Source organism: Staphylococcus sp. Marseille-Q5304 (genome assembly GCF_943737015.1).
Lineage (GTDB): Bacteria > Bacillota > Bacilli > Staphylococcales > Staphylococcaceae > Staphylococcus > Staphylococcus hsinchuensis.
Genome location: NZ_CALSFP010000001.1, coordinates 1,837,255 through 1,852,018 on the forward strand (window position 1 = coordinate 1,837,255; position 14,764 = coordinate 1,852,018).

16 protein-coding genes and 1 other annotated feature are annotated in these 14,764 nt (G+C 36.2%); all 16 genes read right to left on the minus strand.

The window, feature by feature from the left end; genetic code table 11:
• Window positions 1–14: 14 nt before the first annotated feature.
• Window positions 15–3,566: a DNA-directed RNA polymerase subunit beta gene (gene rpoB, locus NGI30_RS09110; RefSeq protein ID WP_251943446.1), complete on the minus strand. Its 3,552-nt coding sequence runs from the start codon at window positions 3,564–3,566 to the stop codon at window positions 15–17.
• A gap of 201 nt (window positions 3,567–3,767) precedes the next feature.
• Window positions 3,768–4,376: a class I SAM-dependent methyltransferase gene (locus NGI30_RS09115; protein ID WP_251943448.1), complete on the minus strand. Its 609-nt coding sequence runs from the start codon at window positions 4,374–4,376 to the stop codon at window positions 3,768–3,770.
• 186 nt (window positions 4,377–4,562) lie between these two features.
• Window positions 4,563–4,928, minus strand: a complete 366-nt coding sequence (gene rplL, locus NGI30_RS09120; RefSeq protein WP_251518582.1) for a 50S ribosomal protein L7/L12 — start codon at window positions 4,926–4,928, stop codon at window positions 4,563–4,565.
• A gap of 44 nt (window positions 4,929–4,972) precedes the next feature.
• Window positions 4,973–5,482: a 50S ribosomal protein L10 gene (gene rplJ / locus NGI30_RS09125; RefSeq protein ID WP_251518581.1), complete on the minus strand. Its 510-nt coding sequence runs from the start codon at window positions 5,480–5,482 to the stop codon at window positions 4,973–4,975.
• A gap of 60 nt (window positions 5,483–5,542) precedes the next feature.
• Window positions 5,543–5,689: a sequence feature (ribosomal protein L10 leader region), on the minus strand.
• Window positions 5,690–5,776: 87 nt separating this feature from the next.
• Window positions 5,777–6,466, minus strand: a complete 690-nt coding sequence (rplA, locus tag NGI30_RS09130) for a 50S ribosomal protein L1 (protein WP_251518580.1) — start codon at window positions 6,464–6,466, stop codon at window positions 5,777–5,779.
• Between the two features lie 230 nt (window positions 6,467–6,696).
• Window positions 6,697–7,119, minus strand: a complete 423-nt coding sequence (rplK, locus tag NGI30_RS09135) for a 50S ribosomal protein L11 (protein ID WP_251518579.1) — start codon at window positions 7,117–7,119, stop codon at window positions 6,697–6,699.
• Window positions 7,120–7,337: 218 nt separating this feature from the next.
• Entirely contained in the window at window positions 7,338–7,886 is a 549-nt protein-coding gene (nusG, locus tag NGI30_RS09140) for a transcription termination/antitermination protein NusG (protein WP_251518578.1), read from the minus strand.
• Window positions 7,887–7,900: 14 nt separating this feature from the next.
• Window positions 7,901–8,080 carry a preprotein translocase subunit SecE gene (gene secE, locus NGI30_RS09145; RefSeq protein ID WP_251518577.1) on the minus strand — a complete coding sequence of 60 codons (180 nt, stop codon included), beginning with the start codon at window positions 8,078–8,080 and terminating at the stop codon, window positions 7,901–7,903.
• A gap of 125 nt (window positions 8,081–8,205) precedes the next feature.
• Complete coding sequence (rpmG, locus tag NGI30_RS09150; RefSeq protein ID WP_251518575.1) at window positions 8,206–8,349, minus strand: 50S ribosomal protein L33; 144 nt, start codon at window positions 8,347–8,349, stop codon at window positions 8,206–8,208.
• Window positions 8,350–8,478: 129 nt separating this feature from the next.
• Window positions 8,479–9,042, minus strand: coding sequence for a sigma-70 family RNA polymerase sigma factor (locus NGI30_RS09155; RefSeq protein WP_251518573.1), 564 nt, complete (start codon window positions 9,040–9,042; stop codon window positions 8,479–8,481).
• A gap of 75 nt (window positions 9,043–9,117) precedes the next feature.
• Window positions 9,118–9,639, minus strand: coding sequence for an NYN domain-containing protein (locus tag NGI30_RS09160; protein WP_251518571.1), 522 nt, complete (start codon window positions 9,637–9,639; stop codon window positions 9,118–9,120).
• On the minus strand, window positions 9,636–10,385 hold the full coding sequence (gene rlmB / locus NGI30_RS09165) for a 23S rRNA (guanosine(2251)-2'-O)-methyltransferase RlmB (RefSeq protein ID WP_251518569.1): 750 nt from the start codon (window positions 10,383–10,385) through the stop codon (window positions 9,636–9,638). Before rlmB ends, NGI30_RS09160 begins: the two co-directional genes overlap by 4 nt.
• 4 nt (window positions 10,386–10,389) lie before the next feature.
• The gene (locus tag NGI30_RS09170; RefSeq protein ID WP_251519072.1) at window positions 10,390–10,779 is read right to left on the minus strand and encodes a Mini-ribonuclease 3; all 390 of its coding nucleotides are present in this window, start codon (window positions 10,777–10,779) and stop codon (window positions 10,390–10,392) included.
• 1 nt (window position 10,780) lies between these two features.
• Window positions 10,781–12,181: a cysteine--tRNA ligase gene (cysS, locus tag NGI30_RS09175; protein WP_251943451.1), complete on the minus strand. Its 1,401-nt coding sequence runs from the start codon at window positions 12,179–12,181 to the stop codon at window positions 10,781–10,783.
• Complete coding sequence (gene cysE / locus NGI30_RS09180; protein WP_286009868.1) at window positions 12,165–12,815, minus strand: serine O-acetyltransferase; 651 nt, start codon at window positions 12,813–12,815, stop codon at window positions 12,165–12,167. Before cysE ends, cysS begins: the two co-directional genes overlap by 17 nt.
• Before the next feature lie 300 nt (window positions 12,816–13,115).
• Window positions 13,116–14,573: a glutamate--tRNA ligase gene (gltX, locus tag NGI30_RS09185; RefSeq protein WP_251518565.1), complete on the minus strand. Its 1,458-nt coding sequence runs from the start codon at window positions 14,571–14,573 to the stop codon at window positions 13,116–13,118.
• Between the last annotated feature and the right edge of the window lie 191 nt (window positions 14,574–14,764).

Consider the following 14,764-nt stretch of genomic DNA (forward strand, 5'->3'; position numbering starts at 1 on the left):
CAACTTAAATGCGATTAGTCAGTGATTTCTTTCTGAGATTCTGGAGCGTCTTTTTGTTGTAAATCTACTTTGCGTTCAACAACATCTTCATCTTCGTTATCATGCATGTCAATTTCATTGTCATGTTCATCCATAATCTTAACGTCTAATCCTAAACTTTGTAACTCTTTCATCAATACGCGGAATGATTCTGGAACACTTGGTTTAGTGATATTTTCACCTTTAACAATAGATTCGTATGTTTTAACACGACCTACTGTATCATCTGATTTGTAAGTTAAGATTTCTTGAAGTGTGTATGCAGCACCATAAGCTTCTAGTGCCCATACCTCCATCTCACCGAAACGTTGTCCACCGAATTGTGCTTTACCACCAAGTGGTTGTTGTGTAACAAGTGAGTATGGACCAGTTGAACGTGCGTGTAGTTTATCATCTACCATGTGTGCAAGTTTCAACATGTACATAACACCAACAGAAATTCTGTTGTCGAATGGTTCGCCTGTACGACCATCATATAATACAGTCTTACCGTCACGAGCCATGCCTGCTTCTTCAATTGTAGACCAAACATCATCATCACTCGCACCATCAAATACTGGTGATGCAACGTGAATACCCAAGTTCTTAGCAGCCATACCTAAATGTAGCTCTAATACCTGACCGATATTCATACGTGATGGAACCCCTAGTGGGTTTAACATGATATCAATTGGTGTACCATCTGGTAAGTAAGGCATGTCTTCTTCCGGTACTATCTTAGAAATAACACCTTTGTTACCGTGACGTCCACACATTTTATCTCCGACATGAATCTTACGTTTTTGAACGATATAAACACGTACTAATTGGTTTACACCAGGTGATAACGTGTCATCGCCTTCTTCACGGTTGAAGACTTTAACGTCTAGTACAATACCGCCTGCACCATGAGGTACGCGTAATGAAGTATCGCGAACTTCACGTGCTTTTTCACCGAAGATTGCATGTAGTAATCTTTCTTCTGCAGTTAATTCTGTAACACCTTTAGGCGTTACTTTACCAACTAAAATATCTCCATCTTTAACTTCAGCGCCGACATATACAATACCGCGCTCGTCTAAGTTTTTCAGTGCACTATCTGCAACATTTGGAATGTCACGTGTGATTTCTTCAGGTCCTAATTTAGTATCACGTGCTTCTGATTCATATTCTTCAATATGAATTGAAGTGTAAACGTCATCTTTAACAAGACGTTCACTCATGATTACAGCATCCTCGTAGTTGTAACCTTCCCATGTCATGAAACCAACAACTACGTTACGACCTAATGCCATTTCACCTAATTCCATTGAAGGACCGTCAGCTAAGATTTCATTTTTAGTAACAACATCGTCTTTGCTAACGATTGGACGTTGGTTATAACAAGTACCAGTGTTAGAACGTTTGAATTTAGCTAATGGATAACGGTCTAATTCACCTTCGTATTCTTGACCATCTTCTTCGATAATTTGACGTACTAGGATTTCATCAGATTCAACGTGCTCAACGCGACCTTTGTGTCTAGCAACAATTGCTGCACCTGAGTCACGAGCGGCAACGTGTTCCATACCTGTACCTACGAATGGTGATTCTGGGTTCATCAATGGTACCGCTTGACGTTGCATGTTCGCACCCATTAATGCACGGTTTGAGTCATCGTTTTCTAAGAATGGGATACATGCTGTCGCAGCTGATACTACCTGTTTAGGTGATACATCCATGTAGTCCATTTTTTCTTTAGCCATCACTGTGTTGTTACCACGGAAACGACAAACGACTTCATCGTCCATGAAACGACCATTTTCATCTAATACTGAATTGGCTTGGGCAACAACGTAGCTGTCCTCTTCATCAGCTGTAAGGTAATCAATTTGATCAGTGATTGAGTTTGTTTCAATATCAACTTTACGATATGGCGTTTCAATGAAACCAAATTCATTCACGCGTGCATAACTTGATAATGAGTTAATCAAACCAATGTTTGGACCCTCTGGTGTTTCGATTGGACACATACGACCATAGTGAGAGTAGTGTACGTCACGCACTTCCATTTGTGCACGTTCACGTGTTAAACCACCAGGTCCTAACGCTGATAGACGACGTTTATGTGTTAACTCAGCTAATGGATTGGCTTGGTCCATGAATTGTGATAATTGCGAACTACCAAAGAACTCTTTAATAGATGCAATAACTGGACGAATATTAATAAGTTGTTGTGGTGTGATTGAATCTGTATCTTGGATTGACATTCTTTCACGAACAACACGTTCCATTCTTGATAAACCAATTCTGAATTGGTTTTGTAGTAATTCACCTACTGAACGTAAACGACGGTTACCTAAATGGTCAATGTCGTCTGTGAATCCAATGCCACTTAGTAAATTAAAGAAGTATGACATTGATGAAATAATATCTGCTGGGGTAATACATTTCACTTCTGAGTCTGGGAATGCATTACCGATGACTGTAGTTGTACGGCCTTCTTCATCATTTGGTACATAAACTTTAATTGATTGTATTTCAACAGGCTCATCAATGATACTGCCTTCTAATTCGAATACTTCACTGTTTGCATTTGATTCTAGTACGTCTATAATTTCGTCAATCTTTCTACGATCTAAAACAGTACCTTCTTCAGCTACAATTTCACCAGTTTCAGAATTAACAATTGGTTCTGCTAATTTTTGATTGAATAAACGGTGTTTTAAGTGAAGTTTTTTATTTGTTTTATAGCGACCTACACTTGCTAAGTCATAACGTTTTGGATCGAAGAAACGTGAATATAACAAGCTTTTAGCGTTTTCTAATGTAGGTGGTTCGCCAGGGCGTAAGCGTTCATAAATTTCTAATAACGCTTGATCAGTATTTTCAGTACCATCTTTTTCTAACGTATTACGTAGATATTCACTTTCACCAAGTAAATCTACAATTTCTTGATCTGAAGAGAAACCTAATGCTCTAAGTAACACTGTTAATGGTAACTTTCTTGTTCTGTCAATTCGTACGTAAACAACGTCTTTGGCGTCTGTTTCATATTCTAACCAAGCACCACGGTTAGGAATAATCGTTGCATCGAAGTTTGTACGACCATTTTTATCTAATTTCTCATTGAAATAAACGGATGGTGAACGAACTAATTGTGATACGATAACACGTTCAGCACCATTGATTACGAAAGTACCAGTGTCAGTCATTAATGGGAAATCACCCATAAATACTTCTTGTTCTTTGACTTCACCAGTTTCTTTGATAATCAAACGCACTTTCACACGTAAAGGTGCAGCATACGTTGTATCACGGTTTTTAGATTCTTCTAAATCATACTTTGGTTCTCCAAGACGATAATCGACAAACTCTAATGAAAGGTTGCCAGTAAAGTCTTCAATCGGTGAAATGTCTCTAAACATTTCTAATAAACCTTCTTCTAAGAACCACTCATAAGATTTAGTTTGGATTTCTATTAAATTTGGTAATTCTAATACCTCTGAAATTCTCGCATAGTTTCTACGTTTACGATGTCTTCCATATTGGACAAATTGACCTGCCAAACAGATTCACCCCTCAAAAATTGCGTGTTTACTTTCATCAAAGCAGCAAATATAATAAGACAAAAAGAAAACGGTAGCACACCTGATGACACCATTTCCTATTTCTTATCTTATATACATTATTATCTTAGAAGTAAAAGTACACACTTATTGAACATAAATTTTTACATTCTATAACTATATCAGAACATAGTGATTTAATCAACCTTTTACACTTCTTAAAATGTAATAGCCTTTACTTTTTTCTAATACTTCGACATTGCTAAATGTTTCTTCCATTTTTTTCTTCGCTGATGGCATACCTTGTTTCTTTTGTATAACAACGTAGAGCATACCTTCATGCTTTAATTTATCAAATGCATCTTCTAGTATGCTATGTACGACTGATTTACCCGCTCTAATAGGCGGATTCGTCACTATGCAATCATAGTATGCATTTGAAACTTGTGATAATCCATCACTTTCTTTAATGGTAACATTTTCGAGTTTGTTCTTTTGCTTATTCGTTTCTGCTAATGATAATGCACGGTAATTTACGTCAACCATGTTTACGTCGTGTTGTGGTGCTACTTTAGCAATCATTAATCCAATTGGACCATATCCACAACCAACATCGATAATATTTTTCGCGGTATCCGACTTATGTTGTTGAAGAAATACGTTAACGAGTAAGTCTGATCCGTAATCGATTTTACCTTTAGAAAACACACCGGCATCTGTCTTTAATGCGATATCATGGTTTTCATATGAATATGTAAAAAGTTCAACATCACTTTTTACATCTGGATCTTTATCATAATAGTGACTCATGACTACACCTCTTTTATTCAACTTAGGTTAATACTATACCCATTTTATAGGATTGGAGTCCATGAATCATACTGAATATAGTTATAGTTTAAACAATATAAAACCCCGTTACATACATAACGGGGTTTTCATTTCTCAAAGATTTCTGATTGTTATATTAAATTAGATGACTTAGACGTCATAGAATTATTTTAATTCTACTGAAGCGCCTACTTCTTCTAATTGTTCTTTAAGTTTTTCAGCTTCGTCTTTAGCAAGAGCTTCTTTGATTACTTTAGGAGCTCCGTCTACTAATTCTTTAGCGTCTTTAAGACCTAAACCAGTTGCTTCTTTAACAGCTTTAACAACTTTGATCTTAGAAGAACCAGCTGAAGTTAATTCTACGTCGAATTCAGTTTTTTCTGCAGCGTCGTCTCCGCCTGCTGCACCTGCTGCTGCTACTGGAGCTGCTGCAGTTACACCAAATTCTTCTTCAATTGCTTTTACTAAATCGTTTAATTCTAATACTGACATTTCTTTAATTGCTTCAATAATTTGTTCTTGATTAGCCATTTTTATTCCTCCATAATTAATATTTTTTAGTTAGTTAAGCGTGATTACTCAGCGCTTTCTTCGTTATTTTCTTTGTCTTCTCCAACAGCTTTAACGGCATATGCGAAGTTACGTACTGGAGCTTGTAATACAGATAATAGCATTGATACAAGTCCTTCGTGTGATGGTAATGTACCAACAGTGTTAACTTCTTCTGCTGAGATTACTGAACCATCCATGATACCAACTTTGATTTCTAATGCTTCGTGTTCTTTAGCGAATCCTGCAAGTACTTTTGCTGGAGCAACAACGTCATCAGTTGAAGTTGCTACTGCTGTAGGACCTACTAAGAATTCATCTAAGCCTTCGATTTCAGCTTTTTCTGCTGCACGACGTACCATAGTGTTTTTGTACACTTTGTATTCAACGCCAGCTTCACGTAATTGTGAACGTAATTCAGTTACTTCAGCAACGCTAAGACCACGGTAGTTAACAATTACTGTAGATACTGAATTTTTAAGTTGATCAGCGATTGTATCAACTTGTTGTTTCTTTGCTTCGATGATTGCAGACATTTAGACACCTCCATAATTTAAGTTTTGGTGCTTTTTATATTGAATGCCACGGTGTGGGTTCATCCAAATAAAAAAGCACTTTCTACCCACGGCAAAAAGTGCTTGAAAGTTTATAATTAATCACGTTCAAGTCAAATTTAGCCTCGGTAGGACATGGTTTAAGTTATTTCTAACTCCTACTGTCTTAGGTAAAATTATTACATACACCAATATATATGGTTATATACTATATGTCAATATAAATTTTCAAGACTAAATTATATTTAGCCTTGAAAATACAGTTTCATTTCTATCTTAGAAAGATGAAACGTCAACTTTTACACCAGGACCCATAGTAGTCGTGATGTTTACTGATCTGAAGTAAATACCTTTTGATGATGAAGGTTTAGCTTTTTCTAATACATCTTGTAAAGCTCTGAAGTTTTCAATAAGTTTATCAGTATCGAATGATGTTTTACCGATTGATGCGTGAACGATACCTGATTTTTCAGCGCGGTATTCTACTTTACCTGCTTTGATTTCTTCAACAGCTTTTTTAACGTCCATTGTAACTGTTCCAGTTTTAGGGTTTGGCATTAAACCTTTAGGTCCTAATACACGACCAAGTTTACCAACTTCGCCCATCATGTCTGGTGTTGCTACAACTACGTCAAAGTCAAACCAACCTTGTTTGATTTTTTCAACGTATTCGCCTTCGCCAACAAAGTCTGCACCTGCTTCTTCAGCTTCAGTAGCTTTGTCACCTTTTGCGAATACTAATACACTTTGTGATTTACCTGTACCGTTTGGAAGCACCATTGCTCCACGGATTTGTTGATCATTTTTACGAGTATCAATGCCTAAACGGAAGGCTACTTCAACAGAAGCGTCAAAGTTTGCGATACTTGTTTCTTTAGCTAGCTCAACTGCTTCTTCAACACTGTAGTATTTTTGGCGGTCGATTTTGCTAGCTGCTTCTTGATATCTTTTGCTTTTTTTAGCCATTTCATGTTCCTCCTTTAGTGGTTTTAGCGGAATTTCCTCCCACGTTTACTTGCTATCACAAGTTAAGAGCAGATGACAGAGAGGTATGGATTGATTTCATATCAGGAATTTTCCTTTAATCAATGACATAAAGCCTCATATTATACGACAATTTTGAATGCTGTCATCATGTTTGTCATTTCTGCCATCTGCTTCGATCTTATTATCTATAGTTTCATTTGCGATTCGTATTATTCTACTGTAATACCCATGCTGCGTGCTGTACCTTCAACGATACGCATAGCTGCTTCTTCGTCAGCAGCGTTTAAGTCTTTCATCTTTTGGTTAGCAATTTCGCGTACTTGATCTTTACTTACTGTAGCAACTTTAGTCTTGTTAGGTTCACCTGAACCTTTTTCAATGCCTGCTGCTTTTTTAAGTAATACTGGCGCAGGTGGTGTCTTAGTAACAAATGTAAATGAACGATCTTCATAAACACTGATTTCTACTGGAATGATTAAACCTGCATCCTCTTGTGTACGTGCGTTGAATTCCTTACAGAATCCCATGATATTCACACCTGCTTGACCTAATGCTGGACCAACTGGTGGTGCTGGGTTCGCTTTACCTGCAGGAATTTGTAATTTAACTACTTTTTCTACTTTTTTAGCCACGATGTGCACCTCCTTGATATCGTGATGTGGTCATAGGACTGAGTTTTGCCCTCCCACTCTTCTACATTTCGTGACGAAATGGAACGCTCTTAAAGCGCGACCACAGTATTATAACATCAAACAAAATTAAAAATCAATAGCCTTTTTGGGAAAACTGAAATGAAGTTCGTGTTTCCATAAAGGTCAATTGCTTTCAATATGCATGATTTTCCTAATGATTATAGTTTTTCAATTTGATCGAATTCTACTTCGACTGGTGTTTCTCTTCCGAACATGTCTACAAGAACTGTGAGTTTAAATTTATCCACATCGATTTCTTGTACTTCTCCAACTTGGTTTGCAAATGGACCTGATTTGATAACAACTTGTTCACCAATATCAATATGTACGTCCACTGTTTTTTCTTTCATGCCCATTTGTTTTAGTATAAAACGCGCTTCTTCTGGAAGTAATGGGTTCGGTTTAGATCCTGCACCTGCTGAGCCAACAAACCCTGTAACACCTGGTGTATTTCTTACAATATACCATGATTGATCAGTCATGATTAGCTCTACTAATACATAACCTGGGAACGTCTTTTTAGTTAAAGTCTTGGCTTTACCTTCTTTAACTTGCGTTTCCTCTTCTTCAGGTATTACAACTCTGAAAATTTGTTCTGTCATATTCATCGTCTCAACACGTTTTTCTAAATTTTTCTTTACTTTATTTTCATAACCAGAATAAGTATGCACAGCATACCAACGTTTTTCGCCAACTTCCTCAGACATGTCGTCACTCCTAACTATTTAATTAATTCTATGATACTTGTAATTCCAAAGTCTAAGACATAGAAGAAAACTAAGAAAAAGATTACCGTAGCCACAACAATAACTGTGTATTTAAATAATTCCTCTTTCGTCGGCCAACTCGTTTTTTCCATTTCTGACTTAACGCCTTTAAAGAAATTCTCTTTTTTAGCCATTAACAAGACCTCCGTATAATTTCATTAATTCTCTATCTGCGAATGCGTACATTAAATCAAGAAAATACAATCAACATTGTGATAGCGTTCGTTGTGCTCATCAGTTTTAAACTATAAATACAGACTTACTTCGATTCTTTATGTAGCGTATGCTCATTACATCTCGAACAATATTTTTTCAATTGAAGTCTTGATGATTGATTGTTATGCTTCGGAACATTGTAATTTCGATTGCCACATTTATCACAGCTTAGTGGTACTTTCTTCATTTAGTCTCACCTTACTCATTATAATACCAATCTACTATACAGAACATTGAAGTTAATTGTCAATTATCATTAATAGTGTGATATGGTCTATTTTTTCATTTTATAGTAATGTCTTCAATCATTTAAAAATCACTTATGATATTTCAAATGATGTTTCATTTTCATTTTACAACGTTGAAGTGCATTGTAAACAACTTTCACTTTAACATTCAATAATTGTGCAATTTCTTGGGGTTTGTAATCCTCCAATGTGTAAGTAATCACTGCCTGTTCCAATTGAGTAAATGAGACAGTTAGTGCTTTAATTTGGTGTCGCATTTCATCGCTTATGACATTATTTTCTAAAATACATTCTGACTTTTTATAATTATAACTCACTACAAAATCATTGACTAACATATCCTGACGATGTAACATCGCCATTTTCTTACGAATGTAATCATTTTTTACCGCTTTCACGATGCGATTAACGTAATGTTCAAATGGCGTAGGTTGCGAAAAGTCAAATTTCTTTAATGCACGAAAGAGTTTCAGTAATATTTCTTGGTATAAATCTTCTCTGTCGTTTGCATGTATTGAATAATTTCTTAAAGCTTGTTTAATCGCCGGCGTAACGGTTTCTATAATTTGTTCAATGTCGAAGTTTGAAACAGTGGTTTGTGAAGTGCAATCTTGGGTGTTATTCTTGGCCATTACTTTGTCCTTTCATCGATGTTAAATCAAGGATACAAAGTTTATTTACCAAAAATCAATGCTTCAAAATGGTGATTATTCGTCTGTACCACGTCTGAGTTTTTCAAATTCTTCTAATATCTCATTTGAAAGTTCTATACGTGTCCGTGGCTTATTTTCATTGAAACCTTCCAGTTTTTTAGAAACAGAATCTTCGCTCTCTTTTAAGTCTCTCCACATTTCTCTTGAAGAAATGCGATAGGCACCTGAGCCAAATATCGCATGTTGTTCGCTCATGTCACTCGTAACGACGGTAATATGTCGCGTATGTTTCTCGTACAAGTCATATACATAACGTTCGATATAACTATCAGCTGTTTCTTTTTCTTTCGTGAATATAACCTTCACACCATGATACGTATATTCTGAATGGGCCCCAGCTTGTTCATAAGCATCAAAGACACATACAACTTCATCTGCTATGACTGCACTGTAGTTAGCAATCGCTGTGAGGAGTTGTTCTCTCGCTTCTTCAAGATTCTCTTTAGACAGTTGACTCAACTCTGAAGATTGACCAATCATGTTATAGCCATCAATGATTAAGTGGCGTTCTTTCATGAGTCTGCTCCAATCTCATTGCGCTTACGATAGACCTCATACATCATAAGACTTGCTGCCACAGAGGCATTTAAACTATTAACATGTCCAATCATTGGAATCTTAATGTGGAAATCACATTTATCTTTAACGAGACGACTCATTCCTTGGCCCTCACTGCCAATGACAATCGCAAGTGGCATACCTGCATCAAGCTCTCTATAATCAGTAGCATTATCCGCTTCTGTACCAGCGACCCAGTACCCGTGGTCTTTTAAAGTGTCTATCGTTTGAGCCAAATTCGTTACACGTACTACCGGTACATGTTCTATCGCACCTGTCGAAGCTTTAACAACCGTTTGAGTTAATGCGACCGAACGTCTCTTAGGGATAATCACGCCATCCACACCTGATGCGTCAGCCGTTCTTAAAATAGATCCTAAATTATGTGGATCCTCTAACCCATCTAATATTAATACTGTAGATAATTTATCCTTATTTTTCTGGGTTTCGATAAACTCATCAAAATCAGCGTAATCATAAGGTGCAATATAAGCTGCAATACCTTGATGGGGTGCATCTGATAAGTTATCTAACTTTGATTTTGGTACGTTTTGGACAATGATATTTTCATTTTTCGCTTTTTTCAAAATGTCATTAATCTGGCCTTTTTTAATGCTGTCTTGAATTAAAATTTTATTGATTGTATGCCCCGTGACAATTGCTTCCTTAACGGCATGACGACCGACAATTATAATATCTTCCACAGTATCACTTCCTTTCATTTACATATTGAACGATTGTTTCTAATAAAGCATTTAGGCGCTCTTGTTGCCCTTCTAAATATAAAAATCCGATAACCGCTTCAAGCCCTGAACTCTTTCTATAAGTTTGAATGTCGGTGTTCTTAGCTTTCGTATAACTTTTTGCGTTTCTGCCACGTCTAACAATATCAAGTTCATGTTCTTTAAACCATTCCGCCTCTAACAGTTGTTCTAATGTCTGAGCTTGACTCTTCGCTGAAACATAACGTTTCGCTTCTTGATGTAATCGGTTAGGTTTCGCTTGTAATTTAGTAACAATATAGGCTCTCACATGTTGATCTAAAACGGCATCTCCCATATAGGCTAAAGTCAATGGGTTAAGAAGTTTAATGTCCATATTAGCCACGTTTAAACCTCACGCCTTGAGGTGTATCTTCTAGAATAATATTTTGCTCTTTTAACTCATCACGAATAACATCTGCACGTTCAAAGTCTTTACGCTTTCTCGCATCTTCGCGTTCTTCGATAAGTGCTTCAATCTGCTCATCTAATAACACATCATTTTCTTTGCTTTTAAGAGGGACGCCTAATACGTCGCTGAAGATTTGATACACTTCTTTAAAACGATTAATGACACGCGTAGATGTTGTATTTTCTAATACGTATTTATTCGCTAATTTCGCTAAGTCGAACCATGCAGTGATTGCATTTGCAGTGTTAAAGTCGTCATCCATCACAGTTTCAAATTGCTGAAGTATTTGATCGATGGACTCAATATATTCCTCTTGATTTTCAATATCTGTCGCAATTTCTTCACGTTCTTCAATCGCTTTATAACTATTTCTAACACGTTCTAAACCACTCTTAGCCGCATCTACCAATTCCATATTATAATTAATAGGACTGCGATAATGAACACTAATCATAAAGAATCGTAATACATCTGGGTCTATTTCTTTAATAATGTCATGAACTAAAACAAAGTTGCCTAATGATTTACTCATTTTCTCATTATCGATGTTGATGAAACCATTGTGCATCCAATAGTTAGCAAATGGGGCATGGTTATGTGCTTCTGATTGAGCTATTTCATTTTCATGGTGAGGGAATTGTAAGTCCGTTCCACCTGCATGGATATCGATCGTAGCACCCAGTTCATGGTACGCCATTACCGAACATTCAATATGCCAACCGGGTCTACCTTGACCGAATGGGCTGTCCCAACTAATTTCGCCTTCTTTCGCTTTCTTCCATAGCGTAAAGTCTAAGGCGTCTTCTTTTTGTTCACCTTGCTCGATGCGAGCGCCTACCTTTAAATCATTTAATGACTGATGACTTAACTTACCATAATCATCAAATTTACGCGTTCTAAAGTAAACATCACCACCGCTTTCATACGCATAACCTTCATCGACTAATTCCTTGATAAATTTAATGATTTCATCCATATGATCCATTACACGAGGGTTGGATGTTGCTTTTTTCACATTAAGCGCACCGACATCTTCGTAAAATGCTTTAATATAACGGTCAGCAATCGTATTTACTGATTCGTTCAATTCCTTTGAACGCTTAATCAATTTATCGTCAACGTCTGTAAAGTTTGATACGTAATTCACTTCATAACCTTTATATTCAAAATATCTGCGGACAACATCATAATTAATAGCTGGCCTAGCATTACCAATATGAATATAGTTGTAAACTGTTGGACCACAGACGTACATATTCACTTTACCTTGTTCCATTGGTTTAAATGGTTCTTTTTGTCGTGTTAACGTATTATATAATGTAATCATCTTGTATCTCTCCGTTTCTTGTTTTCTCCAATTGTCTTTCCAGGTGTTTGAGTTGTTCGTAAATTGGATCTGGTAAGTTTCGATGATCAAATGTTTTACCTATACGTTTGCCATCTTGTTTCACAATGTGGCCTGGAATTCCGACAACAGTTGAATAATTGGGAACTGATTTTAATACTACTGAATTAGCTCCGATATTAACATTTGAATCAATTTTAATATTACCTAATATTTTCGCCCCTGCTGCAATGAGTACATTATCCCCAATATCAGGATGACGTTTACCCTTTTCTTTACCTGTACCACCTAATGTAACACCTTGATAAACCGTCACATTGTCTCCGATATTACAAGTTTCACCGATGACGACCCCCATGCCGTGATCGATAAATAATCGTTTACCTATTTTTGCGCCAGGATGTATCTCAATCCCTGTAAAGAAACGAGATATCTGTGAAATGAGTCTTGCCATCACAAATTTCTTCTTTTTATATAACTCATGTGCGATTAAATGACTCCAAACTGCATGTAATCCTGCATATGAAGTAATAACTTCAAATGTTGTACGTGCCGCCGGGTCTTGCTCAAACACCATGTTCACATCGTCTTTGATTCTTTTTAAAAATTTAAACACGGACAATCCCCCTTTTTATAAAAAAAGCACCTCTAACTCACTTGTTAGAGGCGCTTTCGCACGGTTCCACTCTTATTTCAAAATAAGTCTTCACCACATGCTACGTATACATGTAGTTCAAACTTAAATTACACTCATCAACATTATTTAACTTTATAAACAAAGGTGCATTCAGCAATGTTAGTGATGTGCTCGCAGCAACCGCACACTCTCTTTACACTAGGCATTACATACTATTCCTCTGTATTTCAATTTAATCATAAGTGGTATAGTGTTATTTTTCAAGTTCTAAATATGCACTTATTTCACATATTGTTGTAAACGTGACAACACTTTTTCTTTACCTAATACTTCGATTGTATTTGGTAATTCTGGACCATGCATTTGACCAGTTACTGCAACACGGATTGGCATGAATAATTGCTTACCTTTAATGCCTGTTTCCTTTTGTACTGCTTTGATTTCTTTTTTAATTTCTGCAGCTTCAAATGGTTCTAAAGCTTCTAATTTACTATATAGATGTGTCATTAATTCTGGCACTTGTTCACCGTTTAATACTTCTTGTTCATCGTCTCCTAATGTTTGATCGTCGCGGAAGAATAATTCAGATAAAGGTACGATTTCTCCAGCATAACTCATTTCTTTTTGATAAAGTGCAACAAGTTTACGACCCCAGTCTAGGTCTTCTTCTGAAGGTTCAGCTGGTAACAACTCAGCTTTAATTAAATGAGGTAATGCTAATTCAAATACTGTTTCAGTATCTTTTTGTTTCATATATTGGTTGTTAACCCATGCTAATTTTTGTTTATCGAAAAATGCTGGCGATTTAGAAAGACGTTTTTCGTCGAATATTTTAATAAATTCTTCTTTAGAATAGATTTCATCTTCGCCTTCTGGTGACCAACCAAGGAGTGTAATAAAGTTAAATAATGCTTCTGGTAAGTAACCTAAATCGCGATATTGTTCAATGAATTGAAGGATTTGACCATCACGTTTACTTAACTTTTTACGTTCTTCGTTAACAATTAATGACATGTGAGCAAATCTCGGTACTTCCCAACCAAATGTTTCGTAAATCATCATTTGTTTTGGTGTATTTGAAATATGGTCATCACCACGAATAACATCGGTAATTTCCATATAGTGATCATCGATTGCTACGGCAAAGTTATACGTAGGGACGCCGTCTTTTTTAACAATGACCCAGTCACCAATATTATCTGAATCGAATGAAATTTCACCTTTAACCATATCTTCAAATTTATAAGTTTTATCTTGAGGCACACGGAAACGGATTGATGGTTTACGACCTTCCGCTTCAAATTGTTGACGTTCTTCTTCAGTTAAATGTGCGTGCTTTCCACCATAACGAGGCATTTCGCCACGTGCGATTTGTTCTTGACGTTCCTCTTCTAATTCATCTTCTGTCATATAGCATTTATATGCTTTATCTTCGTCTAATAATTGTTGAATTAATGGATTATAAATTTCTGCACGTTCTGACTGACGATAAGGGCCATATCCTTTATCTTTATCTACAGATTCATCCCATTCGATACCTAACCATTTTAAATTTTCAAATTGTGAAGATTCACCATCTTCTAAATTACGTTTACTGTCTGTATCTTCAATTCTGATTACGAAATCTCCATCATAGTGTTTTGCGAATAAATAGTTAAATAATGCAGTTCTAGCATTACCAATATGCAAGTATCCAGTTGGACTTGGGGCATATCTAACTCTTACACGATCGCTCATTCTGTTCACTCCTGTTTAAAAATTTATTAATTAATATATAGATGTCATCTTTATCATATCATTTAAAAAATAGACATCACCAAAAATATACTTAGTCAATCTCATAAAGTAGCAATTAAGCCTTTTTTACATTGACTTTAGTAGTTATTTCCTCGCCTAATAATCATACCACAGCCTGCCATTTTTTAAAG

Coding starts and splice junctions, on each gene's coding strand:
- NGI30_RS09160 (WP_251518571.1), bottom strand. CDS start 9,639: ATGAAAGAACGCCACTTAATCATTGATGGCTATAACATGATTGGTCAA.
- rplA (WP_251518580.1), bottom strand. CDS start 6,466: ATGGCTAAAAAAAGCAAAAGATATCAAGAAGCAGCTAGCAAAATCGAC.
- secE (WP_251518577.1), bottom strand. CDS start 8,080: ATGGCTAAAAAAGAGAATTTCTTTAAAGGCGTTAAGTCAGAAATGGAA.
- cysS (WP_251943451.1), bottom strand. CDS start 12,181: ATGATTACATTATATAATACGTTAACACGACAAAAAGAACCATTTAAA.
- rplL (WP_251518582.1), bottom strand. CDS start 4,928: ATGGCTAATCAAGAACAAATTATTGAAGCAATTAAAGAAATGTCAGTA.
- rpmG (WP_251518575.1), bottom strand. CDS start 8,349: ATGAAGAAAGTACCACTAAGCTGTGATAAATGTGGCAATCGAAATTAC.
- nusG (WP_251518578.1), bottom strand. CDS start 7,886: ATGTCTGAGGAAGTTGGCGAAAAACGTTGGTATGCTGTGCATACTTAT.
- gltX (WP_251518565.1), bottom strand. CDS start 14,573: ATGAGCGATCGTGTAAGAGTTAGATATGCCCCAAGTCCAACTGGATAC.
- NGI30_RS09170 (WP_251519072.1), bottom strand. CDS start 10,779: ATGGACATTAAACTTCTTAACCCATTGACTTTAGCCTATATGGGAGAT.
- rplJ (WP_251518581.1), bottom strand. CDS start 5,482: ATGTCTGCAATCATCGAAGCAAAGAAACAACAAGTTGATACAATCGCT.
- NGI30_RS09115 (WP_251943448.1), bottom strand. CDS start 4,376: ATGAGTCACTATTATGATAAAGATCCAGATGTAAAAAGTGATGTTGAA.
- NGI30_RS09155 (WP_251518573.1), bottom strand. CDS start 9,042: ATGGCCAAGAATAACACCCAAGATTGCACTTCACAAACCACTGTTTCA.